Annotated in this window: 24 protein-coding genes, 1 tRNA gene and 1 pseudogene; 10 read left to right on the top strand and 16 right to left on the bottom strand. The window is 58.6% G+C overall.

The genetic code is table 11. The features are described from left to right. Position 1: 1 nt before the first annotated feature. Positions 2–1,345 carry a Na(+)-translocating NADH-quinone reductase subunit A gene (locus R2E40_RS05590; RefSeq protein ID WP_318164968.1) on the bottom strand — a complete coding sequence of 448 codons (1,344 nt, stop codon included), beginning with the start codon at positions 1,343–1,345 and terminating at the stop codon, positions 2–4. Positions 1,346–1,786: 441 nt separating this feature from the next. Then, on the bottom strand, positions 1,787–2,095 hold the full coding sequence (locus tag R2E40_RS05585) for a BolA family protein (protein WP_011705060.1): 309 nt from the start codon (positions 2,093–2,095) through the stop codon (positions 1,787–1,789). 206 nt (positions 2,096–2,301) lie between these two features. Between R2E40_RS05585 and R2E40_RS05580 the strand changes: the two genes are divergently transcribed. The 6 genes from R2E40_RS05580 to R2E40_RS05555 all read left to right on the top strand — a co-directional run bounded on the left by R2E40_RS05580 (position 2,302) and on the right by R2E40_RS05555 (position 7,517). After that, positions 2,302–3,444 carry a methyltransferase gene (locus R2E40_RS05580; RefSeq protein WP_318164967.1) on the top strand — a complete coding sequence of 381 codons (1,143 nt, stop codon included), beginning with the start codon at positions 2,302–2,304 and terminating at the stop codon, positions 3,442–3,444. A 24-nt stretch (positions 3,445–3,468) separates the two neighbouring features. Next, positions 3,469–4,041 (top strand): YajG family lipoprotein, encoded by a 573-nt coding sequence (locus R2E40_RS05575; protein ID WP_011705058.1) that lies wholly within the window; start codon positions 3,469–3,471, stop codon positions 4,039–4,041. A gap of 15 nt (positions 4,042–4,056) precedes the next feature. After that, positions 4,057–4,608 carry a peptidylprolyl isomerase gene (locus R2E40_RS05570; protein WP_005303575.1) on the top strand — a complete coding sequence of 184 codons (552 nt, stop codon included), beginning with the start codon at positions 4,057–4,059 and terminating at the stop codon, positions 4,606–4,608. Positions 4,609–4,723: 115 nt separating this feature from the next. Continuing rightward, positions 4,724–5,053: a hypothetical protein gene (locus tag R2E40_RS05565; RefSeq protein WP_017408628.1), complete on the top strand. Its 330-nt coding sequence runs from the start codon at positions 4,724–4,726 to the stop codon at positions 5,051–5,053. Between the two features lie 85 nt (positions 5,054–5,138). Then, entirely contained in the window at positions 5,139–6,518 is a 1,380-nt protein-coding gene (locus R2E40_RS05560; RefSeq protein ID WP_017408629.1) for an AmpG family muropeptide MFS transporter, read from the top strand. Between the two features lie 156 nt (positions 6,519–6,674). Then, entirely contained in the window at positions 6,675–7,517 is an 843-nt protein-coding gene (locus tag R2E40_RS05555; protein WP_044799395.1) for an outer membrane protein OmpK, read from the top strand. 102 nt (positions 7,518–7,619) lie between these two features. Here the strand turns inward: R2E40_RS05555 and R2E40_RS05550 are convergent, their stop codons facing one another. Continuing rightward, complete coding sequence (locus tag R2E40_RS05550; RefSeq protein ID WP_016349839.1) at positions 7,620–8,102, bottom strand: YajQ family cyclic di-GMP-binding protein; 483 nt, start codon at positions 8,100–8,102, stop codon at positions 7,620–7,622. 357 nt (positions 8,103–8,459) lie between these two features. Here R2E40_RS05550 and R2E40_RS05545 point away from each other — a divergent pair, with 357 nt between their 5' ends. Both R2E40_RS05545 and R2E40_RS05540 read left to right on the top strand, forming a co-directional pair. Beyond that, positions 8,460–9,407: a ketopantoate reductase family protein gene (locus R2E40_RS05545; protein WP_043164260.1), complete on the top strand. Its 948-nt coding sequence runs from the start codon at positions 8,460–8,462 to the stop codon at positions 9,405–9,407. Between the two features lie 33 nt (positions 9,408–9,440). Beyond that, on the top strand, positions 9,441–10,016 hold the full coding sequence (locus R2E40_RS05540; protein WP_318164966.1) for a DJ-1 family glyoxalase III: 576 nt from the start codon (positions 9,441–9,443) through the stop codon (positions 10,014–10,016). A 100-nt stretch (positions 10,017–10,116) separates the two neighbouring features. On the opposite strand, the gene alsS is transcribed toward R2E40_RS05540, so the two are convergent. After that, positions 10,117–11,787 (bottom strand): acetolactate synthase AlsS, encoded by a 1,671-nt coding sequence (gene alsS / locus R2E40_RS05535; RefSeq protein ID WP_318164965.1) that lies wholly within the window; start codon positions 11,785–11,787, stop codon positions 10,117–10,119. 27 nt (positions 11,788–11,814) lie between these two features. After that, positions 11,815–12,594, bottom strand: coding sequence for an acetolactate decarboxylase (gene budA / locus R2E40_RS05530; RefSeq protein ID WP_318164964.1), 780 nt, complete (start codon positions 12,592–12,594; stop codon positions 11,815–11,817). 109 nt (positions 12,595–12,703) lie between these two features. On the opposite strand from budA, the gene R2E40_RS05525 reads away from it, so the two are divergent. Beyond that, positions 12,704–13,588, top strand: a complete 885-nt coding sequence (locus R2E40_RS05525; protein WP_318164963.1) for a LysR family transcriptional regulator — start codon at positions 12,704–12,706, stop codon at positions 13,586–13,588. Between the two features lie 204 nt (positions 13,589–13,792). Here the strand turns inward: R2E40_RS05525 and R2E40_RS05520 are convergent, their stop codons facing one another. From R2E40_RS05520 to R2E40_RS05470, 11 genes and pseudogenes are all read right to left on the bottom strand, one after another. Next, positions 13,793–14,566: a tetratricopeptide repeat protein gene (locus R2E40_RS05520; protein ID WP_318164962.1), complete on the bottom strand. Its 774-nt coding sequence runs from the start codon at positions 14,564–14,566 to the stop codon at positions 13,793–13,795. Between the two features lie 232 nt (positions 14,567–14,798). After that, positions 14,799–15,497 carry a DUF2931 family protein gene (locus tag R2E40_RS05515; RefSeq protein WP_318164961.1) on the bottom strand — a complete coding sequence of 233 codons (699 nt, stop codon included), beginning with the start codon at positions 15,495–15,497 and terminating at the stop codon, positions 14,799–14,801. Positions 15,498–15,684: 187 nt separating this feature from the next. Beyond that, positions 15,685–16,383 carry a DUF2931 family protein gene (locus tag R2E40_RS05510; RefSeq protein WP_318164960.1) on the bottom strand — a complete coding sequence of 233 codons (699 nt, stop codon included), beginning with the start codon at positions 16,381–16,383 and terminating at the stop codon, positions 15,685–15,687. Further along, entirely contained in the window at positions 16,383–18,383 is a 2,001-nt protein-coding gene (locus tag R2E40_RS05505; RefSeq protein ID WP_318164959.1) for a DUF2235 domain-containing protein, read from the bottom strand. The genes R2E40_RS05510 and R2E40_RS05505 overlap by 1 nt, the downstream gene beginning before the upstream one ends. After that, positions 18,383–19,183: a DUF4123 domain-containing protein gene (locus R2E40_RS05500; protein ID WP_318164958.1), complete on the bottom strand. Its 801-nt coding sequence runs from the start codon at positions 19,181–19,183 to the stop codon at positions 18,383–18,385. The genes R2E40_RS05505 and R2E40_RS05500 overlap by 1 nt, the downstream gene beginning before the upstream one ends. Next, positions 19,180–19,857, bottom strand: a complete 678-nt coding sequence (locus tag R2E40_RS05495; RefSeq protein WP_318165538.1) for an ADP-ribosyltransferase — start codon at positions 19,855–19,857, stop codon at positions 19,180–19,182. Before R2E40_RS05495 ends, R2E40_RS05500 begins: the two co-directional genes overlap by 4 nt. Before the next feature lie 195 nt (positions 19,858–20,052). Then, positions 20,053–21,963: pseudogene (locus R2E40_RS05490) on the bottom strand (type VI secretion system tip protein VgrG); the annotation flags it as partial. A gap of 10 nt (positions 21,964–21,973) precedes the next feature. Next, positions 21,974–22,261 (bottom strand): hypothetical protein, encoded by a 288-nt coding sequence (locus tag R2E40_RS05485; protein ID WP_318164957.1) that lies wholly within the window; start codon positions 22,259–22,261, stop codon positions 21,974–21,976. 187 nt (positions 22,262–22,448) lie between these two features. After that, a complete protein-coding gene (gene hcp1 / locus R2E40_RS05480) occupies positions 22,449–22,967 on the bottom strand; it encodes a type VI secretion system effector Hcp1 (protein WP_005332563.1) in 519 nt (172 codons plus the stop codon). A 229-nt stretch (positions 22,968–23,196) separates the two neighbouring features. Beyond that, positions 23,197–23,967, bottom strand: a complete 771-nt coding sequence (locus R2E40_RS05475; RefSeq protein WP_318164956.1) for a LuxR family transcriptional regulator — start codon at positions 23,965–23,967, stop codon at positions 23,197–23,199. A 562-nt stretch (positions 23,968–24,529) separates the two neighbouring features. Continuing rightward, a tRNA-Ser gene (locus tag R2E40_RS05470) sits at positions 24,530–24,617 on the bottom strand. A 198-nt stretch (positions 24,618–24,815) separates the two neighbouring features. Between R2E40_RS05470 and R2E40_RS05465 the strand changes: the two genes are divergently transcribed. Beyond that, on the top strand, positions 24,816–25,565 hold the full coding sequence (locus R2E40_RS05465) for a DsbA family protein (RefSeq protein WP_318164955.1): 750 nt from the start codon (positions 24,816–24,818) through the stop codon (positions 25,563–25,565). Positions 25,566–25,626: the final 61 nt, after the last annotated feature.

Here is a 25,626-nt window from a genome sequence, read left to right as displayed (position 1 = left end):
CTTAACCTTCCAGTTCTATCTTGGTCAGGCACTCACGCAAGACTGGGCCGTACTCGGTCTTGCCGGGGCAGACGAAGGTACAGAGCGCCAGATCTTCCTCATCCAGCTCCAGACAGCCGAGTGCTTGCGCATTGTCGGTGTCGCCGGAGACCAGATCCCGCAGCAGCAGGGTCGGCAGGATGTCGAGCGGCATCACGCGCTCATAGTTGCCGATGGGCACCATGGAGCGATCACTACCGTTGGTGGTGGTAGTGAAGTTGATGAGTTTGCCCTTCATCAGGTGAGAGAGGGTGGTACGGGTGATGGAGAACTTGCTGGCGCTGGGATTGACCCAACCCAGGAACTCTTTCTCGCGACCTTCACCCAGTACGCTGACCTGATTGTGGTAGCGACCCAGGTAGTCATGTACCCCTTCGGCCTTGGCACCGCTCAGCAGGGAACCGGAGATGATGCGATTCTCGTCCGCACGCAGCTCGTTGTTGGTCAGCTGGCTGATGCAGGCGCCCATGCGGGTGCGCAGCAGACGCGGTTTGACCACGTTCGGGCCGGCCAGCGCGATCACCTTGTCGGTAAAGATCTGACCGGTGGTGAACAGTTTGCCGTAGGCGATCACATCCTGATAGTTGATGTGCCACTGCACTTTCTTGGTACCGACCGGGTCCAGGAAGTGGATGTGGGTACCGGGCAGACCGGCAGGGTGCGGGCCGACGAACACCTCTTCCTTGACTTGCGCCAGGGAAGCGTGCGGCAGGCTCGCCTCGCCCTTGCAGACGTAGACGGTGCCATCGGTCAGACGAGTCAGCACGGCCAGACCGTCGAGGAAAGCCTGGGCCTGTTCCTTGATGATCAGCTCCGCACTGGCAGCCAGCGGGTTGGTGTCCATGGCGGTGACGAAGATGGCGCGAGGGGTGGAACCCACGGCCGGCACCTTGCTGAACGGGCGGGTACGCAACGCGGTCCATTGGCCGGACGCGACCAGGATCTCTTGCACCTTGCTGCGCTCGAGCTTGGCCAGCTCGGCAGACGCAAAGTGCTCGAAGGTCACCTGCTCGTCTGACCCATCGATATCGATGACAACGGATTGCAGAATGCGCTTGGCACCCCGGTTGATCTCTGAAACCACACCGGTGGCGGGGGCCGTGAATTTAACGCCGGGATTCTTCTTATCTTCGAAGAGCTCCTGACCTTTAATGACGCGATCACCTACTTTGACAAACATAGTAGGACGCATCCCCACGAACTCTTCGCCGAGTGTAGCAACACGGGTGATGGCCGGGCCATCGTAGATTACTTGCTCCGGAGCACCCAGCACGGGGATGTCCAGTCCTCTTTTAATTGTAATCATACTCACTTGCACTACCGTTAAGGGAAGACAGGTTGGTTAGCGCCGAGAAATACATCACGACGAGTTGTTGAATGAGCCCGTTGATGTTGCGGGATGATGTCGAAGAAACAAACAAATCAGCAACATACAGGGTCATTCAAAAGCGCCTGAGTTTACCACTTATGGCGAGTTGCCTGCCATGCAAAATGGGGAAAATCCCCGCTCTATCACAAAATCATCGAAATTTAATCACGCGGCTTTTTTTCACGAAACCTCAGGCGCGGCTTCGAGTTAGCCATTATTACCCAAAAATGGGTAATGGTTTTTATGTTCAAAAAAGGATTAGAAATCTTGATGTCAGGACGGGAGGTTGGCGTCCCGTTCCACAGCCAGGGACGCCACCGGAAAACGTTTATGAATTGTTAACTAGTCGCAGATTGAGTAATCAATTCGTCAATAGCCTTAGGAGAGGCCGTTTTTGCTGACGCAGCTGGGGGTGGTCGGTGCCTGCTCCCGCTGTTGCCACTCCTGCTCGGTATAGGTATGCAGCGCCAATGCATGAATGGCCCCCGCCAACTCTTCGGCCAGCACTCCGTTGACCTGGCGATGACGCCCCAGCAGCCGCTGCCCCTCGAACGCCTGGCTCACCACCACCACCTTGAAGTGGCTCTCGGAGCCCGGTGCCACCCGGTGCATGTAGCTTTCGTTGATCACTTCCAGATGGCTGGGGGACAAGGCGGCGGCCAGCTTGGCCTCGATCTGTTGTTGCATGGTCACGAGCAAAACTCCCAAAGTGGATGTCCGGCCATTGTAGCCAGGGTTGGCCGGATGACGAAATCGTCCAGAACGGGAAAATGACACGCTTTTCCCCCGCTGCCGTGGCGGCCGGGACTGGTGAAATTCTCCGCCCCCGCTAGAATAGCGCCACTTTGCGCCCCGTCGGCGCCCGTTACATGAATCAGCTGGACACTTCGCCTATGCAAACCCTTCTCGACACGGCCCATTGTCGCCTGACCCTGTATCGCTATCCACGCCAGCTCCAGGATCCGTTGCAGGCCTGGGACGCCGCAGACGAATATCTGATCAACACCCTGGCCGAGGAGCCCCTCGAGCGCGACGGCCCGGTCATCATCATGAACGACGGCTTCGGCGCGCTGGCCGCCTACCTGCACGGCCACGCTCCCGTCAGCGTGACCGACTCCCATATCAGCGAGCAGGCCACCCTGGCCAACCTCGCGGAGAACGGCCTGGATCCCCATGCCATCCGCCTGCTGGATGCACTGGCCTCCCTGCCCGATGCCCCCGCGCTGGTAGTGATCAAGGTCTCCAAGTATCAGGCGCTGCTGGAGCAGCAACTGCTGGCCCTGCGCCAGGTGGCCACCCCCGCCACCCGCGTCATCGCCGCCGGCAAGGCCAAGGACATCCACAGCTCCACTCTGGCGCTGTTTGAAAAATACCTGGGGCCGACCCGCACCTCGCTGGCCTGGAAGAAGGCCCGCCTCATCCACTGCACCCCGGCCGCTACGCCCGCCGAACGGCCCGCGCTGGCCAATCCCTTTCCCACGGTCTGGCCGCTGGAGGGCACCGACATGCTCATCCACAACCACGCCAACGTGTTTTCACGCACCAGCCTGGACATCGGCGCCCGCTTCATGCTGGACAACCTGCCGATCCACAGCGCCCGCAAGGTGATCGATCTGGGCTGCGGCAACGGCGTGCTGGGGCTCTCCCTGCTGGCTCGGGACGCCGAGGTGGAGGTGACCTTCATCGACGAGTCCCACATGGCGGTCGCCTCGGCCCGGCTCAACGTCGAACACAATCTGCCGGCTGCCCTGCCCCGCACCCACTTCCTGGTCAACAACTGTCTCGACGGCGTGGCGGTCGGCTCGGTGGATCGGATCCTCTGCAACCCGCCGTTCCACCAGTTGCAGGCGATCACCGACCATATCGCCTGGCAGATGTTCAGCGATGCCCATCGGGTGTTGCCCAAGGGCGGCGAACTCTGGATAGTAGGCAACCGTCACCTGGATTATCACAACAAGCTCAAGCGCCTGTTTGCCAACGCACAAGTCGTTGCGTCGAACAGCAAATTCGTTATTTTGAAAGCCATCAAACGCTAAACAGAAAGCTAAAGGAAACCCATGATGAAAAAGTCACTCTTGCTGCTGGCCGCCCTGATGCTGGGTGGTTGTGCGACTCACTGGCCGGAGACCGCCCTGCTCAACCCGCAGGTGATCCCCTCCAATCAGCAGTACTACTCCGGCAACCGCATCACCCTGGAAGGGGTGGACAAGCGTGAAGCCGCCTACGTCTTCTCCATCAAGAAGAAAGAGAAGGCTGCCGTGCTGGTCAACAGCGAACAGCCGCTCAACAACCTGCTGGCCGAAAAGCTGGCGGAAGGGCTGCGCAGCCAGGGGCTGGAAGTGGGCAACAGCGGTACCACCAACCTGACCCTGGCCATCTCCAGCGCTGCGGTCACGGTGGAAGAGAAGACCTTCACCTATGTCACCAAGTCCCGCGTCAGCCTGCAGGTGATCGCCGATTTCCAGGGCAGCAAGCTGACCAAGCAGTTCAACATGTCCTCCAGCAAGGAAGGCCCGGGTGAGCCGAGCATGGCCGAGCTGGAATCCATCCTGAACCAGCAGCTGGGCAGCCTGCTGCAGCAGATCATGGCGGACAACGCCCTGCGCGGTTATCTCAAGGGTCAGCCAAGCTGAGCGAGGAGCGGATAGATGAAAAAACTCTGGTTACTGGCCATGCTGATCGCCCCGCTGGCATTCGCCGGCCCCAAGGTCAGGATGGAGACCAACCACGGCAATATCGTGGTGGAACTGGCGTCCAAACAGGCGCCGCAGACGGTGAAGAACTTCTTGCGCTACGTGGCGGATGGCAGCTATGACGGCAGCATCTTCCACCGGGTGATCCAGGACTTCGTGGTGCAGGGGGGCGGCTACAACCAGCAGTTCCAGCAACTGCCGACCTTCGATCCCGTGGTCAACGAGTCCAAGGGCGGCCTACCCAACAAGCGCGGCAGCATCGCCATGGCCCGCACCCAGGCGGTCGACAGTGCCACTCGCCAGTTCTACTTCAACCTGGTTGACAACAACAACCTCAACGCCAATGCCGGCGCCGGTTATACCGTGTTCGGCCAGGTGGTGCAGGGCATGGAGGTGCTGGACAAGCTGGCCCAGGTGCAGACCGGTTACAGCCCGATCCTGCGTGCCAATGACGTGCCCACCAGCCCCATCATCCTCAAGAAAGTGGTGCTGCTGGCAGACAAATAACGCGGAGCAGATCACATTCCGCCACCCCGCGCGCTGGGTCGCCGGCGCCCCTTTCTATACTCTGGCCTTGCCCCGCTGTTCGGGACTAGGCCCACAAGAGGAGAAGGAGGTTCCGGTGACCTGCAATGACTACATCGCCCAGCATGCCATCCCGCTGGCCCAGACGGTTCGTCACTTTCTGGCACGAGAGATCCCCTATCAACAGCTGGAAGATCTGAGCTGGCAGCTGTTGTCCCACTGGCAGGATCTGCCCCAGGTTCCCGCCGACAAGACCCCGGCCTCCGAGCAGGAGGGGGTATTCTGGCACCTGCTGCACAGCCTGCATCAATGGGATGAACAGCAGATCATCGCCGACGTCTGGTTGCGCCTGCAGCTGATGGAGTGCGCCAATTACCTGACCACGGACGGGCCGCTGCCGCGCCACTGCATCGGCCTGCGCCCCTGAATCGCGCAACGCCACCCCCGGCTTGCCTTGGCTATCCCTCTCGAACCTGACAAAATGGCGCAATTTTCCCAGAGGAGTCAGGTATTTGAACACTGTCCGTACACCGAGCTGGCGAGACTCGCTCGCCGTCTACCTTGAGACTCGGGTTCTCATCCTGTTTGCCATGGGATTCTCTTCCGGCCTGCCGCTGCTGCTGGTGTTCGGCACCCTGTCGTTCTGGCTGCGCGAAGCGGATGTCAGCCTGACCGACATCGGCTACATGAGCTGGGTGGCGCTGGCCTACGGCTTCAAGTGGCTGTGGTCACCACTGGTGGACCGGCTGCCGCTCCCGCTGCTCTCTCGCTGGCTGGGCCGGCGCCGCAGCTGGATGCTGTTCTCCCAGTTGCTGATCGCCGCCTCGCTGGTGGGCATGGCCTTCTGCGATCCCAAGACCCAGCTCGCCCAGCTGGCCCTGTTCGCCCTGCTGGTGGCATTTGCCTCTGCCACCCAGGACATCGTCATCGACGCCTATCGCATCGAGTCGGCCCCCGAGCGGCTGCAGGCGGCCATGGCGGCTTCCTACATGACAGGTTACCGGCTGGCGATGATCATGGCCGGCGCCGGCGCACTGGCGCTGGCGGCCTGGCTCGGCAGCAACAGCGGTTATGACTATAACGGCTGGCGACTCACCTATCTGCTGATGGCGGGATTGATGTCCCTCGGTGTCATCACCACCCTCTGTTGTCACGAACCGGTGATCGACCTTGCCAGCCAGAATGAGCAGCAGGCGGCCCACAAGGCCTTGCTGCTTGCTCGTGGCTGGCCCGCTTCGCTGGCCGGGCTCGGCGCCTGGAGCCACGAAGCCATCTGGTGCCCGTTTGCCGACTTCTTCCGCCGTTACGGCGGTTCGGCCCTGCTGATCCTGGGGCTCATCGCCTGTTATCGCATTTCGGACGTGGTGATGGGGGTGATGTCCAACAGCTTCTACGTGGACATGCAGTTCAGCAAGACCGAGGTGGCCACCATCACCAAGGTGTACGGGGTCATCATGACCCTGGTGGGAGCCGCATTGGGTGGTGTGCTGGTGATGCGCTTTGGCACCCTGCGCATTTTGTTCCTCGGCGCCCTGCTCACCGCCAGCACCAACCTGCTGTTCGCCCTGCTCAACGAGGTGGGCCACAACCTCGAGCTGCTGACCCTGATCATCTCGCTGGACAACCTCAGTGCCGGCATCGCCACAGCCGCCTTCGTGACCTATCTGTCGAGCCTGACCAATGTGGCCTTCTCCGCCACCCAGTACGCCCTGTTCAGCTCGGTCATGCTGCTGCTGCCCAAGCTGCTGGCGGGTTTTTCCGGCCGTTTCGTCGAACAGTTCGGCTACAGCAGCTTCTTCATCAGCACCAGCCTGCTCGGTATTCCGGTGCTGATCCTGATCGTGCTGGTTGCCAAACGAGGAAGATCCTTGCTATCGCAATCGGATAAATAGCAAGCGTTTGCGTAAAGTTGGGGGTGATTAGATTCACACTTCCGAATAAAGTTCCCCGGTGCTGGTTTCTCCGATGAATTTATTTGGCTAGAATCCCTTCCGCTCCTTGTGGGCAGGCTACGGAAAACCTCAACTAACGCACAAGAGACCAATAAAATGGCCAAATTTACCAAGACTCTGATCGCTGCCGGTCTGCTGGCTGCCGCCGCTACCCCGGCCTTCGCTGCTGACTACAGCGGTGACATCCACAAGAATGACTACAAGTGGATGCAGTTCAACGTCATGCACACCATCGACCAACGTCCTTTCACCACCGGTGCTGAAGATTACAACGACACCTACTTCGAAATGGAATTCGGTGGGCGCTCCGGTCTGTTCGACCTGTACGGTTACGTCGACGTCTTCGATATCTTCGACTCCCGTCACAGCAACAAGCACCGCGATCAGAACCTGTTCATGAAGTTTGCGCCACGCATGTCTCTGGATGCGCTGACTGGTAAAGATCTCTCCTTCGGCCCGGTGCAAGAGGTTTACATCGCCTCCCTGAACAACATCGGTGACCACCAGATGGAGAACATGATTGGTCTGGGTGCCGATGTGCAAGTGCCTTGGTTCGGCAAAGTAGGCATGAACCTGTATGCTCGCCACTCTACCGAAAACCAGTTCTTTGCTGAAGAAGAAGGTGAGTGGAACGGTTACTGGTTCGCCATGAACTGGTTCAAACCTTTCTACACCTTCAGCAACGGCAGCTTCGTCTCCTACCAGGGCTACCTGGACTACGCCTTCGATCTGGACACCCACAACCGTGCTGACCGTACCAGCGACAACCTGGCTACCTTCCACGGTATCTACTGGCACTCCGACCGCTACGCCGTCGGTTACGGCCTGAAGTATTTCATGGATGCCTACGGCACCAAAGATGGCTCCACTGCCTACGACGGTACCCCGTGGAAGAGCTCTGGCTTCAGCCACTACTTCTCCGTTACCTACAAGTTCTAATCGAACGGGTATCAGGGATACAAAAAACCGGAGCAGCTGCTCCGGTTTTTTTATGGCTTGCTGCCGGCAACAGGGGAGAGCCGAGCCCTCCCCCGGCCGTCATCAGTCGCGGAAATTCTGGAACTGCATCGGCTGACCCAGCTCGGCGCCGCGCACCAAGGCCATGGTCTCCTGCAGATCGTCACGCTTCTTGCCGGTGACGCGCACTTCATCGCCCTGAATGGCGGCCTGTACCTTGATCTTGGAATCCTTGATCAGCTTCACCAGCTTCTTGGCGATCTCTTTGTCGATCCCCTGCTTGAACTTCACGGTCAGGTGGAAGCGCTTGCCGGAGTGAACGCTGTCACCCACGTCCATGGAGCTGTTCTCGATGTTGCGCTTGAGCAGGGCAGCGCGCAGGATCTCGACCATCTGCTTGAGCTGGAAATCGGCATCGGCCTCCAGCTTGACCTCTTCCTTGTTCAATTCGAAGCTGGCTTCGACACCACGAAAATCGAAACGGGTCGCCAGTTCACGATTAGCGTTGTCGACGGCGTTCAACACCTCGTTCATTTTGACTTCAGAGACAATATCGAATGACGGCATAGTGGGCTCCTCATGTTGCGCTATAAGGGGGCAAATCTACCAGAATTACGGCAAATTTGCTGATTTCGATGGGGCTGCTCTGCTAGAATCCCCTGCGCACAGGAATGGCGAGACCCGTTAGAACCTGTTCATGACCTGCCGCGAGAGGTCGCCCGCAAGGCAAAGTGCTACTCAGGAACCGGCTTGTATATGAATACACCAGCTGCCAGTTTCCTATAAGCAAGTCTCATACAAGCCTTGATCACGACCTCGCAGCAAGATGATGAACTCGTTTCTGGTGTCCGCCAGGCGACATCTTCACTTATCCCCGGCAGGCGGTTGACTGGAATGCAGCCCCTACCTTGATTGAGTCTCTCCATGCCAAGCGGATCACGCGATTACAACCTGACACAAAGTCGACACACCTCCTCCCCCCAATGGACACTGCTGGGCTGCGGCGCCCTGGGCGGCGTCTTCGCCTCCCTGTTGACTCAAAGCGGCCAGGCCACTCGCGTCTTGCTGCGCGAGCGCCACCGCTCCACCCTGCACCCAGGCATCGACTTCACCTCGCTGGAGGGCCACACCCAGCTCATCAACATCGAGCGCGGTTTCATCAGCCAGCCCGGCCAAGTCAAACGGCTGCTGGTGATGACCAAAGCCGGTCAGGTCATCGAGGCGCTAACACCGCTGGTGGGCCAGCTGGCGACCGACGTGCCCATCGTGCTGCTGCACAACGGCATGGGGATCGCCGAGCAGGTAGTCACCCTGTTCCCGCACAATCCGATCATCGCTGGCGTCACCAGCCATGGCGCCATGCAGAGCGGCCACTTCGTGTTCCGCCACACCGGCAAGGGCGAAACCTGGCTCGGCCCGGTCAACGAGGCGGCCAGAGCCCACGCCGCCCTGGCTGACGATCTGGCGGCGGCCCTCGGCCAGGCCGGCTGGGATGAACAGATCCAGGCGCGCCAGTGGCAGAAATTGGCGGTCAACTGCGCCATCAACCCGCTCACCGCGCTCTACAAGCTCAAGAATGGCGAGCTGGCCGGCCCGCGCTTTGCCGATGCCCTGCAGCAGATCTGCGTGGAAGTGGCGGACGTGATGCAGGCCGAGGGCCAGCCCACCGGCAGCGACGAACTGCTGCGCCGGGTCATGACGGTGGTGGAGCTCACCGCCGACAATTACTCTTCCATGTATCAGGACATGGAGCAGGGGCGCGAGACCGAGATCGAGGCCATCACCGGCTTCCTGCTGGCCCGGGCTGCCAGCCACGGCATCGCGGTGCCGGTCAATCAGGGTCTCTATCAGGCCATCAAAGAGAAGCAGTGAGCCCGGCGGGCTCGCCAACGCAAGGAGCAACGGATGAGCGTACTGGTACTGGTGGCCCCCGGGTCGGAAGAGATCGAGACGGTCACCATCGTCGATACCCTGGTGCGCGGGGCCATCGAGGTGGTGCTCGCCTCCTGCTGCCCCGCCGGGCAGCGCCAGATCCGCGCCTCCCGCGGGGTGCAGCTGGTGGCGGATTGCCACCTCGACGAGCTGGCTGACCAGGTGTTCGAGGCCATCGTCGTGCCGGGCGGCCTGCCCGGCAGCGAGGTTATCCGCGATACGCCGCGCGCCATCGCCCTGCTCAAGGAGCAGGCGGCAGCGCAGCGCTGGCGAGCAGCCATCTGCGCCGCTCCCGCCGTGGTGCTGCAGCACCATGCTCTGCTGGGGGATGCCAGTGCCACCTGCCATCCCGGTTTTCAGGCCCGCCTGCCTGCGGCACAGCTCAGCATGGCTCGGGTGGTGACCGATCAGGCCCATCGCCTGATCACCAGCCAGGGGCCGGGCAGCGCCATCGAGTTCGCCCTCGAGCTGGTGCGGGTGCTGCGCGGTGACGAAGCCGCCCATGCGGTGGCCGGCCCCATGGTGTTGCCCCCCTCGCTCATGCCCTGAGTAAATTGCCCTCTCGCAATGACAGAGCGCCCCTTGCCGATTGGCAAGGGGCGCTCTGCTTTGAGGCAGACTGCAAGCAGCCCGCCCCCTCAGACCCGGCTCAACTGAGCATTTCGGGCCTGAGCTGCTCCATCAGCAGGTGGTTGTCACTGTAATCCACCGGGATGGCCACCACCGCCGGCCCGCTCACCGCCATGGCGGCACGCAGGGTCAGTCGCAGATCCTCGGCGCAGGTGACGGCAAACCCGGCTGCCCCGAACGACTCGGCATAGGCCTTGAAGTTGATGGGGCCAAAACTCACTCCGGAGCTGCGGCAGTACTTTTTCTCCTCCTGCATCGCCACCATGTTGTAGCCGTTATCGACCCAGATGATGTGCACTATGTTGGACTTGAGCCGCACCGCGGTCTCCAGCTCCATGCTCGACTGCATGAAGCTGCCGTCACCGGACACCGAGATGATCTTCTCCCCCGGCCGCACCATGGCCGCACCTATGGCCCAGGGCAGCGCCACCCCCATGGTCTGCTGGCCGTTGGAGATGAGCACCTGGCGGGCCCGGAAGCTGTAGAGGTAACGGGCAATCCAGATGTGGAAGCTACCCATGTCCACGCACAGGGTCATGTCCTGCCCGATGATGTCCTGCAGCTCCTTGACGATGCGCAGCGGATGGATGGGGGTGCCTCCCAGCCGGCCGGCATGTTCGGCGAGCTGATGGCGCTGGGCACGGATCTCGCCGAGCAGCGCGGTAATGGCCGGATCCCGCGCCAGCGGCTGGTGCAGCATCCGGGTCAGCCGCGCCAGGTTGGCGCTGATGGAGCCCACCAGCTCCACCGCCGGGCAGTAGCTGCTGTCGATCTCCGCCGGCAGCGCATCGATGTGCAGCAGCTGGCGCTCGCCGGTGCCATTCCACAGCACGGGGTCGTATTCGATGGGGCTGTAACCGATGCAGACCACCAGATCCGCATCCTGCAACAGTTTGTCCCCCGGCTGGTTGTTAAACAGCCCCACCCGCCCGGCGAAGTCATCGAAATGGTGGGTATCCACCACCCCGGCCGCCTGATAGGTCCCCGTCACCGGCAACCGGCTCTTGTCGAGGAAGGCGCGCACCGCGAGGGAGTTCTCCGGCCGGCTGGCCAGCAGGCCGAGCAGCACCACCGGCTTGCGAGCCTGCGTCAGCAAGCTCAGCGCCCGATCGATGCCGCGCTCGTCGGCCGCCCCCGGCTCCGGGATGGCACTCGGCACCAGAATGGCGCCGTCGGTCGGCTCGTTGATGATGTCCATCGGCAGGCTGACGAAGGCCGCCCCGGGCCGCCCCAGCTCGGCGCTGCGAAAGGCGTTGGCCATCACCTCGGAGAGGGCCGAACCGGTGCCCACCTGGGCGCTGAACTTGGTGACCGGCCGGCACAGGCTGACGGTATCCAGGCTCTGGTGGGTCAGCTTGAGGCCGTCGGCCCGCCGCACGGCACCGCCCAGCGCCACCATGGCATCCCCTTCCGAGGTGGCGGTGGCAAGACCCGTAATGAGGTTGGCGCAGCCCGGCCCCGAGGTCACCAGCGCCACCCCGGCCTTGCCGGTCAGCCGGCCGACGGCGGCGGCCATGAAGGCGGCATTCGCTTCGTGACGCACCACTATGGTGTCGATGGGGGAGTCCTCCAGCGCATCGAATACCCTGTCGATCTTGGCCCCGGGAATGCCGAATACCTGCTTGACCCCCTGCGCCTCCAGATGACGCACCACCAGTTCGGCCCCACAGGCCCAGTGTTGATTTTCCATGATGTCACTCCTTGTTAAACGAAGGGCTCAGCCTTCGGCGGCGCGGATGGCGCGGTCCAGATCGGCGGGATTGAGGTCAGCCTGCTGAAAGGCCAAATTGCGGGGCAGTTCGATATTGAGGTGTTGCACCACCGACAACTGCAGCTGGCCGTGGCCCATGGCGTAGTCGAGGATGTGGCCGCCACCCCGGCGATCCTCGGTGATGAAGTGCTCGTGATAGCCGGCCACGTTGATCCCCTGCACGAAGGGCGGGCAACGAAAACCGACCAGAGTGCCGCGCCGTTGGCTGAACGAAAACAGCGGCTGAGCCTCGATGGCCTCCAGCATGGGCTTGTAGGGGGGACTCTGACAGGGGACGGTGCGCACCTGCGCCTGATCGAACAGACCGTCGAGCCGAAAGGCGACGAAGACGTTGTCGGTGCCCACCAACCGATCCACCCACTGGTGGATCTCCTCGCGGCTCAGGGGATGATCGAAGCGCCGCTGCAGGCAGGGGCGAAAGTGGGTCATCACCGCAAACGGGGTCTTCTGTTCGGCGCGGGCCGGGCGGGCCGAGCCGTCAGCCTTGAGCTGGTGGATCTGGCGCTCGAAGGCAATCAGCTCGCCATCGAGCCGGTTGAAGGTCCCGAGGCCGAAGTCACCGTGGCGCAGCAGGTCGGCCATGGTGGTCTCTCCCTCGTAAACCCCCGCCAGCAGGGCACTCATCAGGGAGCTCTGGTAGACCTCGCCGCCCCCCTGGCGGGCCTGCCAGCGGGCAAACTGCTGGCTGATCTCGATGGCGCAGTCACATGATGAATTGGTTTCCATTTGGATTTCACCTCCAATCCTGTTAGGTTGGCAAATCAGGATTCAATAGTGACCAAGATCACAGTTTGATACCAATATCCAAACCCATCAGCTTCGAGACGAACCAGATATGGAATTCCGTTACCTGCGCTACCTGGTGGCCGTGGCAGACAAACAGAGCTTTACCCGCGCCGCCGAGGCGCTGGGCATGGCCCAGCCGCCGCTCAGCCAGCAGATCCGCAAATTCGAACAGGAGGTGGGCACGCCGCTGTTTCACCGGCTGACCCGCAGCGTGGAGCTGACCGAGGCGGGGCTGAGCCTCTACCAGGATGCCAAGGGGATACTGGCGCAGACCGAGCAGGCCATGCAGAAGGCCAGGCGCATCGCTCGCGGCCAGCTGGGCTCGCTGCGCCTCGGCTTTGCCGGCTCCACCGTGCTGCACCCGAGCGTGTTGCAACTCATCCACGACTTTCGTCAGGCCTGGCCGGAGGTCAGCCTGCACCCCATCGAGAACAGCATGCCCAACCTGGTGCGCGATCTGGTGAGCGAGGAGCTGGATGCCGCCATCTTGCGCCTGCCCTGCAGCAGCAGCTCGGCGCTGGCCCACCACCTGATCGACGAGGAGGAGATGCTGATCGCCCTCCCCCCGCACCATCCGCTGGCCAACAGTGGCGCCATCTCCATCGAGGCGCTGGCGCAGGATCCCTTCATCCTGTTCCCTCGCGAGCTCGGGCCCGGGCTGCACGACGCCATCACCCAGCGCTGCCAGCGGGCCGGCTTCAGCCCCCGCCTAGGCAGCCAGAGCCCGCAGGTGATCTCCACCGTCGGCATGGTGCAGGCCGGTTTCGGGGTCGCCATCATCCCGCACTCGGTGAGCGAGCTGCACCCCCACGGCGTCAGCTATCACCCCATCGCAGATGAGACTCTCACCACCCGCATCAGCCTCGCCACCCGCCGCCATCCCCGTCAGAAAAGCCTGCAGCATCTGATTGGGCTGATCCCCGGCCATCATTGAAAGACAAACAAAAACCCCCATCGGCATAAGCTGATGGGGGTTTTGGCACCGTATTATTCCGCGAACAAATATTGGCCTGCTGAGTAATTCAACTCACCTTTATCGCCGGTTTAGATGAAACGGGATCGTTAATCAGACACTGCACCATCTGTTTGTCCAGATCCTTGGGAAGAGCCGGCGCAATACCAGATAGCCCAAGTATTATTACTTGAGCTGGTACCGCTGAACGTAGCTGGCCGCTAACTGCTTGGCTTCGGTTAAGGCTGCAGGTGTGAGTCGATCGGCGACCCCATCTCTCCATTCAGCAGCATAGGTATCGCCATTAGCCACAGCCGTTGAAAACCAGGCATAGGCTTGGCGTGAGTCCTGCGCTACACCTTCCCCCATGAAGTACATTTTCCCGAGGCTAAACTGGGCAATGGTATTGCCTTGCTCCCCTGCTTTTTGCAACCAAATCATTGCTTGCTTATCATCCTGCGCCACACCTTTTCCCTCGCGGTACATTTCCCCGAGGTCGTTCTGGGCAGCAGAATTGCCCTGCTCAGCGGCTTTTCGATACCAAATTGCGGCTTGTTTATCGTCCTGCGCCACACCTCGGCCCATGTCGTACATTCTTCCGAGCAACCATTGAGCGGTATCATTTCCCTGCTCAGCTGATTTTCGATACCAAATCACTGCTTGTTTATAGTCTTTTACGACACCGAGACCATTGGCGTACATTGCCCCGAGGTTGTACTGGGCATACGCATCTCCCTGCTCGGTGCCTTTGTGAAACCAAATCATCGCTTGTTTAGCGTCCTGTTCTACGCCACGCCCCATTAAGTACATGAACCCAAGCTCTCCCTGAGCCTGGGCATCGCCCTGCTCGGCTGCTTGTTGCACTGCTGCCAGTGTCTCTTTGCTCCAATCTTTGGCATTGGCAGCAATCGACATACAACTAATGACTAATGTGAGCAATAGGTGTTTGATATGAGTCATGCGGTATAATTTTCCTGTTATCTTTATCCATAGAATCCCGAATTATCTGTACTCTTCCAGCAAGCTGATAACTGAGATACGGGATTTGTCTTTTCTTGGCAATGCGTTACCGCACTATCTGTCCTCACCACAACGCGAACGCCAGGCGTCACTACGGCGAAACGGGATCGCTGTCGATACGCGCCGCCCCTACCTGATAGGGACACCTGCCTTCCCGGCGGGAAGCGCCTCATCATTGCACTGGGTGTATATCAGTTTTAGGCTGCGCTGCACGATAGGCATCCATGATGGGAGCCCAATCCATCCCGCGAGGAACTGGGAATTGCTTAAATAACGCGCCATATTTCTTATCAAAATCATCCATACCATATTGGCGCGCTATCGGTACTTTCTGATCATACCAATCATCGGTCACCTCTTCGGCTATGCCGCGGACAAGCAGTAGGTCAGGGCTGAGCTGCAATCCTCCTCCGGTTAATATGACCTCAAAATAGCCGCCTGGCGCTAGGCCAAAATAGAGCCAGCTACGGCGGTCATAACGACCCTCGACAGAGTAGACTTGGCGCATCTGCTGCTCCAGATTGGCAGGCAAGTCCACCTCTATGCGGTAGCGCTTGCGATCATGGAAGGAAACCATCTCAATCACAGCTTTATCGGGGATGGGAACACCGTCGGTAGGCAGGCCACCACCGCCCGCCCAATAGTAACGTTGCGCCTTGATTCGATCCGCAAGTAGACCTCCAGCTCCGCCACCTGCCAGACGATCGGAATAAACTTGTTTCCCTCCAAGATAGAACTCGGTCTTGGTGTTCTTAGTAAGATCTATATTGCTGCCTGTACCATAATCCCAAGCAAATTTAGGCAAAGGTTGTGGCGCCGCGCAGGTAACTAATGACAGGCTGAACCACAACAATGCAACGATATATTTCATCTCTGTGTTGGTACATCCTGCTCTAGATGGGAGAGACCCATGGTCTCAAGAGCCTTCATATTATCAATGTGCAGGCAGCGCATATCTTGGCGCAGAGCTTCAATTTCCTCTGGCGTGAGCTGCCGTGGAAGGATATTTGGTGATGTTGGTTTGGTCCCCTTAGCCGGCACTTTCAAGCTCCATGGTATTACCTTACTGGGTCAGTATCTGTCTTGGGTTGCGCTGCACGGTAGGCATCCATAATCGGAGCCCAGGCCATACCACTGGGAACTGGGTATTGCTTGAATAGCTCACCATATTTCTTGTCGAAATCATCCATACCATATTGGCGCGCTATCGGTACTCTCCGGTCATACCAATCATCGGTCACCTCTTCGGCGATACCACGGGCGAGCAGTAGATCAGGGCTGAGTTGTAATCCGCCCCCGGTTAATATGACCTCGAAATAACCACCAGGAGCCAAACCAAAATAGAGGCGATTTCGTCTATCATAACGCCCTTCAACCAAATATACCTGACGCATTTTCTGCTCTAGATCGGTAGGTAGCTCCACCTTGATGCGATAGCGCTTGCGATCATGGAACGAAACCATCTCAATCACTGCTTTATCGGGTACGGGTACACCGTCTGTAGGCAGTCCTCCACCACCAGCCCAGTAATACTTTTTATTGATAAGTTTACTCTGACGAACGCCAGCGTTGCAGCCCCCTCCTGGATAACCCACCACCTTCTTACCTTGCCAGTAAAACTCTGCTTTGGTTGTACAAAAACTGTCAATATTAGAGCCTGTACCATAACGCCAAGAAAAAGGTTTGATCTGTGTATTCGCAGCACAAGCCAACAGAGGATAAAGCAGGCCAAGCACTAATATCCATCGTTTTAACATCATGACACCTTGTTTCCTATCAGCTCGCGCCTCTCTTTACTAATACTCGTTTCGTCTTTATTGGTATGGGCCGGATTTGCAATGCCCTTATTGCTGGCACTGTGGTGGAGATAGTCACGACGCAAGGCGCGGTAAACATCGGGCGATAATTTATGGGTCAAGTTCTTGGCGACCTTCTGTTCGATAGCAGATAAGGCCCAAAGTTTATCCAGCGCCTTCAAGTCAGCCTCTGGCCGCTTGATAGAGAGCGGCTCAAGCTGCAATGCTCTATCATCCGGCATCCACGCTTTAAACGGCACCCCCACAGCCCGGCCCGCCTCAACCATCATATGTAACGGAATACGGGAGTATTCCCCCTCAACTACCCTGCTCATCAGCACTTCTACATAGACCGACTTTTTCCCGGGGCCTGTGCCATTTTTCCCCTCGGGACGCCGGAAGGAGTAAGGTTTCAGACTGATCGCTCCCAGCGGTGGCACGGCGCCACGAGGCAGGTTGGGGTTGATACGAGTGACCCAGCCCAACGTTCGTTTCTCCTCGGCATATGCCTTGGCTTTTTGATAGGCACTGCTCTCGGCATCTGGTGTTGTAACAGTTTCAACACTCATAAAACGCTCCAACTCAATGCACTCGACCAGGGCTGGATCGCTGTTGGGATTGCTCAAGCTCCAGCGGCTATAATAACCACCACCTATGTCAGAGTGAGCCCCCGGTAGCGCCAGTTCAGTAAAGTTAGCAGGAGTGCTGGTGCCGGCAGCATCTTCTGTAATGCGTGATAGCGGGAAGTATTTGCGCACTTCATCCAACGCGGTGAGATGTACCACCCGCTCTGCACAATCCGCTTTGAGTTGAATATTGACACTGCGGTTGTAAGAGGAAACAACGGTATCGAACAGCCCCACAAAGGTAAAGCGCACATCGTCGCGGCTAGCCCAATCAAATCCTGCCTTAAGGCGAATATCCGGGCTATTCGCCATAGCCTGCACCAATGGATGATCGGATTTTTGGTCGATAGTATTGACAAAATGGCGAGCAGCAGCGGAGCCCCGACTAAAGCCAAACACATCGAATACGATGCGATGGATGCAGCCGATACTTGGTAAAACATCACGGAGATCATCTTGAATCCCCATCAGAATTGTATCTGTGCAAGCTTGCGTCACCTTTCCAATGATGGAGGTGTTTTCTCCACCAAAATCGAGATCAAAGCCTTGGGTCAAGGTGTCATCCGAACGATATTCAGGGCCATTTTTTCCCGCAATAGGATCGCGAGTTCCAATACCACTGATATAGGCTCTCGCACTCAACGTTTCTGCGCCAAATAAATATTGGTCATTAAGTTTCCAAACATTGGTTACGTCGTTAGCCGAACTCCCTTCAACCGGGCTTTGCCCCATCTGGCAGCCCTGTAACTCTTTCTCCCGCTGCGCCGGATCTGAGCAGGTTTCCAGAAGCCACTGCTCTACTTTTTGCAACCCCGCCTGGGCGTTGTGGGTGTTGTTACCCGTGCCGTCAAAAAACACCCCAATCCGCAAGATATTGATCTGATAGCCTTTAACTTCAATTACATAGGAATGCTTGGTGAAAAAGCGGGGAGGCTGGGCCTGCCCTGACTGATGTCCTTTCGGTAGCGGCTGTTCTGGCTCGGTGAGACAGAGATCGCCGGTGGTCACCTTGATATGCTCTCGTTTGACGTCGCAGTGCCCGAATAACTTGTCTGTATAGGCGGGTACCTGTGTGGTCTCACCCTCTTTGAGGGCCTCACGGGACTGCGCCGCCTTGAGCCAGGCTGGCGTCTCGATTTTTACTGTCACCGGACCAACTGCAAACCCTCGCACCAGAGTGGGTCCATCCTGCAGGGTGACTGTCTCTGACTTGCCGGTTTCGTCAGTCAAAGTGGCCTTGAGCCCCTTGAACGAACGGTTGTGCTCATCGCGAATGTCTACCTCTACCCAGTTATCATAACGTTCGCAAGGGATACAGTGGGGATCTGCCGCCATCAGGATACTCCTGTCAATTCGTGATGTTTGTTCAGCCAGTTGGCTACCTGAACCAGCTCATCGTCGGTCAGCATCAATGGCCCCCGTATCTCTTCAAGAGCCAGATTGGCCTGCAAGGCCAAGGCACCAGCCACCACACCATCGCGCACATCCTCTTGCAGCCCATCCAAATTGGCCAGTTTGAGTGTGGGTAAAATGGTCCCGGCCGGGTCAGGATGACACTCCATCATAGCCGTCATGGTCTGCCATAACCGCCGCCGCAAGATGTAGGCATGACGGTTCTCGTCGTAGAGTCCAGCCAGATGATGAGGCCGGATATGAAACCAGGGAGTTTGCAATGCAGGTTGGAACCGGGCATGAGGCGTGCGAGCGAAGGCCTTGCCATGGATCCAGAGCCCGGAACAGGGCCCCAGCACAGTATCGCGTTCATCAGGAGTCATGGCGCTGAGCATGGGCAGGAAAATGCGTGGGTCAGAGAAACGAAACCAGACAGCTTCTCCCTCGCGTATCGCTTCTATCAGGCTCTGCCAATGGCGGCGGATCAGCTCCACTGATTGGTCGCTGATCAGATAGAAGCCGCTCAGGGCGGGATTGGCCATCATGAACTCAGTGGAAGGCGCTGGCAGCAACCAAGGCCCCAACGCAGAGTGCTCATCGAAAGCGGTACCGGCAAAAAGTGGATTGGCATTCTCTCCATCATAGGTATAGAAATCCGCCACGGCTGACACCGCTTGTGCTCCATCGATGACAGCATATATTTCACCCGCTTGCTTGCCAGCGAGCCAATCAGATAACGTCATAATACGGAAACCTCGATCAGTCGCTTGATCCTGCTGCGGTTATCCGATGCATTGTCAGAAGTTGGAATCTTATTGAGCAAGGAATCAAAATCTCCGCTCATGGAGGAAACCACTCGATCGACCCTGAGTCTGGTCTGGGTCGGAAACAGCATCTCAGCTTCCCCCTTGAAGTGCGCAGCGTCTCCCAGCAGACGGCCACCATGGCCGGCAGGCAGGCGGATCCTCAACAAGGTATCGTTGACCCAGGCCTTGTCCGGTGAGGTACTCATGAATCCTGACTCAACAACGATATTGCCCACCCCTATGAACTGATCTTTCAGGGCTGCAAGCTCCGGCTTGTCCAGCGCCAGCCCCCGGTAGACGAAAGACAACTCAGGTGAAGCCGGCAATTTCGCCAGACCAGCCTCCACATCGGCAACATAGGCCTTCATTGCCAGGTCAAACTCACTCTCGGATATCGGCTCATCATTCAAATAGCTGCGACTAAGCAGGGTATCGATGGCCTCTTGCTGCTTGTAGGGGCGATCCCGCAAATAGTTATTGAGCAATGTGTACCCTTGCGCCGAATAGTATCTAAGTGCTTCATCCGCTTTGGATATCTCTACCGTCGCCCACTTCTTTGCCGGCTTTTTGCCTTCCCCTGTGGCCGCAACGGGTGGCGGCGGCGGTGGCATCATTGGGCCTCCGGCAAGCTGGGGTGGGGCGGGCGGTGGAGCTGGTGGGCCCCCGGCAGACGGAGGTGGTACAGGTGGTGGAGCTGCTGGACAAGGCTTGGCCAGCGGTGCCATGGACTCCATGCTCTTGTGAATTGCCGGGGCTGGCAATGTTGCTGGTGGTGGTGTTGGCACCTCGACATTGCCTGGCTGGATGGGGGCCTTACCACCCCAACCAGAGCCAGAGCCCGGGCTACCGCCGGAGTTCATCTTGATGGAGCCGCCACTGAGGGTAACGCCGCCGGCATCCAGCTTCATAAAGCTGCCGCCCACCTTGAGGGTCAACTCGGCGCCGGCCTCCATCACGATCTTCATGCCCGCCTTGTGATGCACCTCCTGACCTGCATCAACCAGCAGGGATTGACCCAGCTTCTGGTGCATGGAGGTATCCACCGTCAGCGAGTAGTCCGCCTTGATGTGGTCGCGCTTTTCGCCCTCCACCGTCAGGTGGTCGTTGGCCTTGATACGGGTCACCCGTTCGTTGTCGATGTCGGTGTGCTGGTCGTGCTTGATGTGCCAAGCCGCATCATTTTCGATAAGCACGTTCAGGTCTTTCTGACCGTGGATATAAATCTCTTCCTGCCCCGCCTGGTCTTCAAAACGCAGCTCGTTGAAGCCCTCACCCTGGTGGGTCTCGGTGCGCAGCACGGTCCTGGTCTTGTTGGCGGGCAGCTCATACGGCGGCCGGTTGGTGGCGTGGTAAGTGCGACCGGTGACTATGGGCTGGTCCGGGTCGCCTTCCAAAAAGGAGACAATGACCTCATGGCCGATGCGCGGGATGGCCATCATGCCGTATTGCCCCCCGGCCCAGCCCTGCGAGACCCGCACCCAACAGGAGCTCTGGTCGTTGCTCGAGCCGTAGCGGTCCCACGGGAACTGCAGCTTGACCCGGCCATGTTCGTCGCAGTAAATCTCCTCCCCTTCGGGGCCCACCACCATGGCGATTTGCGGGCCATCCACCATCGGCTTGTGAGGGGCTTCCGGGCTGCCGATGCGGGCCCGCCAGGTGGTGCTCGCCTTCACCACCCCGAATTCGTTGTGGTAGACGGTGGGGCCGCTGCCACCCTCCTCTTCCAGCGCCTGCGGTTGCTCACCGGTGTGGCGGATATGGACGACTTGCCAGTCGGTGTTGAGGCTGCCGTTGGGGTGTTCGGTGAGTGAAAACGTCTGGCCCGGCAGCAAGGCCGCGCAGTTAGACTTAGCCTGGCCCGCCACCGCGTCGTTGCGCAGCGCCTCCAGCCGATGCTGGGCAAAGGCCTTGCCGCTGCCATCCTGCTTGTAGCGACCCGGATAGTCGAAGTGCTGGTAGGTATCCCGTTGATGCTCGAGCTCTGCGCCCTGCTTTTTGTGGGAGAGGCCATAGGCCGGGGTCTTGAAGCTGTAGTCTTTGAGCTCCACATCCGACGGGCGTACCGCCTCCCGGTAGTGGAACTGCCGCACATAGGGGCCTTGCTCCAGCGAACGGTTACCCAGGTTGAAGAAGAGCTCGGGGCCGGCGGTCAGAGCGGCCGCGTCATCGGCAAACACAATGCGGTGTTTGCCCGCTTCAAACTCGTGGAAGTAGAACATCCCCTCTTCGGCGGCGAGCCGGTTCACGAAATCGAGGTCGGTTTCCCGGTACTGAACGCAGTACTCCCGCTTGGCATGCTCGTTTTTCAGGGCAAACGCATAGTCGGTGATGCCGTGCTCTTGCAACAGGATGGAGAGGATTTCATCGGGCTTTTGCGCCTGAAAGATGCGGGAGTTCTGGCGCAAAGAGAGCCGCCACAGCGCCGGCTGCACCATGAGCTGATAACGGGTGCGGCGAAAGCCACTGTCACCCTGCGCAAAGTCACTGACCCCCCCGCACACCCGGCGCTGCAGCTCGCCGTTGTACCACACCAGCAGCTCGCACGGCTGGTCCAGCACGGCGCCAAAGTCGATGTCGGGCTGGGCACTTGCCAGCTCCAGGCGTAGGTGGAACGGCCGGTTGAGCCCTTCATCCAGCGCAAACTCGGCCACCACAAAGGTGCTCTCGGGCAGGGCCCCCACCTTGACGGTAAATTGTAATCCTGTGCTGTCTGCCATGAAGCGCTCCTTAACCTGCCTGTCCACTGCCTGAGCCAATCACCACGCCGCCACAGCCGACGGCGGTGTCGGTCACGGTGATGGGGTAGCCGCCACACCACAAAGTACGCTGGCGACCAGAGGTGCTGTGCGGACGGAGGGGATTGTCGGATTTATCGTAAGGGGCCAGCGGCTCGTCCTGCCGGGACACCCATTTGCCACCGAGGGAACGATCAGGGCTGACTGAAATCACGGGAGATGGGAAAAGCCCATCGTGATCGATGAGCACGTCACCGGACGATGTAATGGTGGAACACATGACGACTGGCCTCTGTTGTGCTTTGCAATAAGGTCGCCTCGCAGCCATATGGCAAAACACAAAAGCTCCGACCGCATCCAGTTGAACAGGTCGGAGAAAACTTGCACGGGCCTGACGACAGCTGACACTGCCATCGTCAGGCCATGGGGGTGCACTACAAGGAATAACGGCAATAAGAAATCGAGGATCAGGCCTCGATCGGTGCGCGCCAGTCATCTGCACCGGAAGTACCGGCAACAGTGTGCTCCCAGTCAATCTTGCGGTAGGCCATGGAGACCTGGATCAGTTGGGTGAAGTCAGACTTCGCCGGATCCTGGCAGTGCGGCATCTGGCAGTCGATGTCAACGATGGTGGCATCGGTCAGCACGGTAGAGAAGAAGTGCTCCTGCTTGCCCTCGACAGAGGTGCGGTACCACTTCAGGGTCACTTTCGGCAGCATTTCGCCGGAGGCCAGGGAGTTGTACATCAGCGGCACAGCCTTGTTCAGTGCAACGGTGAACTTGAACGGCTTGTGGACACGCTGACCAGCAGGCTGACCAGATTGCGGGTCAGTCGGTACGGTCACGACGTGCTGGAACTCTTGTACCAGCATCTCGTCTTCATGGCCCTGCACGAAGATGTTGCCGACGGAATCGGAAGTGAAGGCACCGGCGGTGATATTGCCCTGGGTTTTACCTTCGATGCTGATATAACATGGAGTTGGCATGTGTATGCTCCTGATTGGTTGAACGGTAATGACACTCGACCAAACCAGTTAGCAGCGACCATGCCACTCTTTTTTATATTTATTTTTCAAAGACTTAAGAAAAAATAAGCAGTCCTGCCGGATACATGGCGCAAAAAGTTGCAACCAGCGGAATATTGCACCATTAGTTCTTGCACTCGCAGTGGAACATCTCGCCACTCACGCAACAACTTGCTTTCAACAAACATAATCACTGCTTTTCATCCACATTGGCAACCAACGCCATCTCCACATTCAACCTGACCATCCCCTGCTTCAATGCCCATGAAATGGCCTGGCTCTTGCTGCTGGCCCCCAGCTTGCTGACCACATTGTTCAGATGAAACGTCACGGTACGTGGAGTGATCCCCAGGATCTGGGCAATATCGCTCACCTGCTTGCCCTCCGCCGCCCAGCGACACACTTCCAGCTCCCGTAAACTCAACGCATCGTGCGGCGACAGACCGGCCAGACAGACCCGGGCCACCGCCTCGAAAATATGCATGGAGAGCCAGCTGATAAAGGGCACCGCAGAGAGCCATTGCTGGCTGGTACGAGGCGTACTGGTGATAAAAGAGAGCAGGCCGACATGACCGTTGGCACCGTGCCAGGGCAGGGTGATGCCATCACAAATGCCGTACTCGCTGGCCAGCTGCATCACCTCCCGGCCCTGCTCATCACAATGCTCCTCATTCTTCACCACATCGGCCCACAGAATGGGGGTGCTCCTGGTCATGGCGCACTTGACGATGGGGTCGATGGCAAAGAAGCCGCTGCTGGTGTAGGTATCCACCCAGGCCTGCGGACAGCCGTTGAAAATGATGACATCCGGGCGCTGGATGGTACTGGGAAAGATCAAGGCCAAGCGAAAATAGTCGAATCCCATGCGACCGCTCAGCTCGCGCAGCAGGGTCACTATGATACGCTCGTCAGCGGCCGTCTCGAACTGGCCGATGAGGTCCAGCGCGTGCAGGGTATTCATCTCTGGGGTATGAGGATTGTGCACAAGGTTGGCTAGCCAAACATGGAAACATGCTGAATGTTAACAAGCGTCAACAGATGACACACTCCGGCATATAGGAAAATCAGAACTCTCCCACACTTTATGCTATCGAACCGTAATTTTTGTAATGAAATGCTACAGAAAACCTCAAGCGTTCCATCAGCAACCAGTCGTGCCCCCTACGGATGTTAAGCATTGCAACATTTGCCATGGCTCTCTCCCTCACCGGTGGTCAACAACCCTCAGCTCCTTCCTGCATCACGCAACAGAAGGTGCTCAAGTTGTGGCTGAGGAGCCAGCGAGACGAGCTCCCCACCGACCTGCACAAATATCAGGGCCGAAGGAGATGATCGATACGCTTGGTTGTCCGGTGATGGGCTGACTATGAACACTGAGCAAAACAGGCGGGAAAACAGCGAGCCTTAGCCAAGCGTCGGAATATACGTGATAAAGATGGCTTGCCCGACCACAGTCAGAATGAAAGCGAGGATTTTAATAGCAAAAAGGCCATCCTTTCGGATGGCCTTTCTGGCTGAATAAATGGCGGAGGAGGTGGGATTTGAACCCACGGATGGTCGCCCATCGCCGGTTTTCAAGACCGGTGCATTCAGCCGCTCTGCCACCCCTCCGCGACAGTGCGGCGAATATTACCCATGGCGATCGCCCTTGTAAATCCCCTCGCCGCTCGTTTGCCGATTTATTGGGCTAAATGACGCACAAAGCCGCCAATTTGAGCATAACCAGCGCTTTTTCAACCAGATAACTTGACTTGAAAACAGACTCACCCACTATAGTCAGCATCACGAAATCCCCAGCAAGATGGACTTATGAAAATCAAACATGCCCTGCTTTGCGCCCTGACGGGTGCCACCCTGCTTGCGGCGCCGGTTCAGGCGAGCGAACTGACCAAAAGCGACGTGGAACAGATAGTGCGCGACTATCTGGTCAAGAACCCGGAAATCCTGGTCGAGATGTCCAACGCCCTGCGCGCCAAACAGGAGAGCCAGCAGGCCGAGAGCGACAAGACCTTGATCAAGGCACACGCCAAGCAGCTCTATAGCAACCAGGATCCGCAGAGCGGCAATCCCAAGGGCAGCCTGACCGTGGTCGAATTCTTCGACTACAACTGCGGCTACTGCAAACGCGCCCACCCGCTGATCAAGCAACTTCTGGCGGAAGACAAGGACATTCGCTACATCTACAAACAGTTCCCGATCCTGAGCGAGACCTCCTACTTCGCCGCTCGCGCCGCCCTGGCGGTACAGCTGGGTCAGCCCGACAAGTACCAGGCCTTCCACGAGAAGCTGTACGCCCATCAGGGCCCGCTGGCCGACGAGGCACAGGTGAAGCAGCTGGCAGAAGCAGCCGGTGTCAACTGGAGCAAGGTTGAAGCCAAGATCAAGGATGGCAGCATCGATCAGAACCTCGGCACCAACCGGGCGCTGGCCGAAGCCATGAGCATCTCGGGCACACCGGCCTTCATCATCGGCGATCAGATCCTGCGCGGCGCCCCCCGTGATCTGGCCAGCCTGAAAGGTTTCATCAAGGATGTGCGCGCCGGCAAGAGCATTCAGTAATCCCGCTTCGGCACATAAAAAAACGCCCCGGCATGCCGGGGCGTTTTGCTATTCATGCTGC

The sequence above is a fragment of the Aeromonas sp. CD genome (genome assembly GCF_033349375.1).
In the GTDB taxonomy this organism is placed as follows: Bacteria; Pseudomonadota; Gammaproteobacteria; order Enterobacterales; family Aeromonadaceae; genus Aeromonas; species Aeromonas hydrophila.
The sequence above is the reverse complement of the archived record's forward strand: the minus strand, read 5'-3'. Positions and strand labels throughout refer to the sequence as shown.

What these genes read in the sequence shown, in the direction of transcription:
- R2E40_RS05590 (WP_318164968.1), bottom strand. Translation starts at nt 1,345, where the DNA reads ATGATTACAATTAAAAGAGGACTGGACATCCCCGTGCTGGGTGCTCCG.
- R2E40_RS05585 (WP_011705060.1), bottom strand. Translation starts at nt 2,095, where the DNA reads ATGCAACAACAGATCGAGGCCAAGCTGGCCGCCGCCTTGTCCCCCAGC.
- R2E40_RS05580 (WP_318164967.1), top strand. Translation starts at nt 2,302, where the DNA reads ATGCAAACCCTTCTCGACACGGCCCATTGTCGCCTGACCCTGTATCGC.
- R2E40_RS05575 (WP_011705058.1), top strand. Translation starts at nt 3,469, where the DNA reads ATGAAAAAGTCACTCTTGCTGCTGGCCGCCCTGATGCTGGGTGGTTGT.
- R2E40_RS05570 (WP_005303575.1), top strand. Translation starts at nt 4,057, where the DNA reads ATGAAAAAACTCTGGTTACTGGCCATGCTGATCGCCCCGCTGGCATTC.
- R2E40_RS05555 (WP_044799395.1), top strand. Translation starts at nt 6,675, where the DNA reads ATGGCCAAATTTACCAAGACTCTGATCGCTGCCGGTCTGCTGGCTGCC.
- R2E40_RS05550 (WP_016349839.1), bottom strand. Translation starts at nt 8,102, where the DNA reads ATGCCGTCATTCGATATTGTCTCTGAAGTCAAAATGAACGAGGTGTTG.
- R2E40_RS05545 (WP_043164260.1), top strand. Translation starts at nt 8,460, where the DNA reads ATGCCAAGCGGATCACGCGATTACAACCTGACACAAAGTCGACACACC.
- R2E40_RS05540 (WP_318164966.1), top strand. Translation starts at nt 9,441, where the DNA reads ATGAGCGTACTGGTACTGGTGGCCCCCGGGTCGGAAGAGATCGAGACG.
- alsS (WP_318164965.1), bottom strand. Translation starts at nt 11,787, where the DNA reads ATGGAAAATCAACACTGGGCCTGTGGGGCCGAACTGGTGGTGCGTCAT.
- budA (WP_318164964.1), bottom strand. Translation starts at nt 12,594, where the DNA reads ATGGAAACCAATTCATCATGTGACTGCGCCATCGAGATCAGCCAGCAG.
- R2E40_RS05525 (WP_318164963.1), top strand. Translation starts at nt 12,704, where the DNA reads ATGGAATTCCGTTACCTGCGCTACCTGGTGGCCGTGGCAGACAAACAG.
- R2E40_RS05520 (WP_318164962.1), bottom strand. Translation starts at nt 14,566, where the DNA reads ATGACTCATATCAAACACCTATTGCTCACATTAGTCATTAGTTGTATG.
- R2E40_RS05515 (WP_318164961.1), bottom strand. Translation starts at nt 15,497, where the DNA reads ATGAAATATATCGTTGCATTGTTGTGGTTCAGCCTGTCATTAGTTACC.
- R2E40_RS05510 (WP_318164960.1), bottom strand. Translation starts at nt 16,383, where the DNA reads ATGTTAAAACGATGGATATTAGTGCTTGGCCTGCTTTATCCTCTGTTG.
- R2E40_RS05505 (WP_318164959.1), bottom strand. Translation starts at nt 18,383, where the DNA reads ATGGCGGCAGATCCCCACTGTATCCCTTGCGAACGTTATGATAACTGG.
- R2E40_RS05500 (WP_318164958.1), bottom strand. Translation starts at nt 19,183, where the DNA reads ATGACGTTATCTGATTGGCTCGCTGGCAAGCAAGCGGGTGAAATATAT.
- R2E40_RS05495 (WP_318165538.1), bottom strand. Translation starts at nt 19,857, where the DNA reads ATGCCACCGCCGCCGCCACCCGTTGCGGCCACAGGGGAAGGCAAAAAG.
- R2E40_RS05485 (WP_318164957.1), bottom strand. Translation starts at nt 22,261, where the DNA reads ATGTGTTCCACCATTACATCGTCCGGTGACGTGCTCATCGATCACGAT.
- hcp1 (WP_005332563.1), bottom strand. Translation starts at nt 22,967, where the DNA reads ATGCCAACTCCATGTTATATCAGCATCGAAGGTAAAACCCAGGGCAAT.
- R2E40_RS05475 (WP_318164956.1), bottom strand. Translation starts at nt 23,967, where the DNA reads ATGAATACCCTGCACGCGCTGGACCTCATCGGCCAGTTCGAGACGGCC.
- R2E40_RS05465 (WP_318164955.1), top strand. Translation starts at nt 24,816, where the DNA reads ATGAAAATCAAACATGCCCTGCTTTGCGCCCTGACGGGTGCCACCCTG.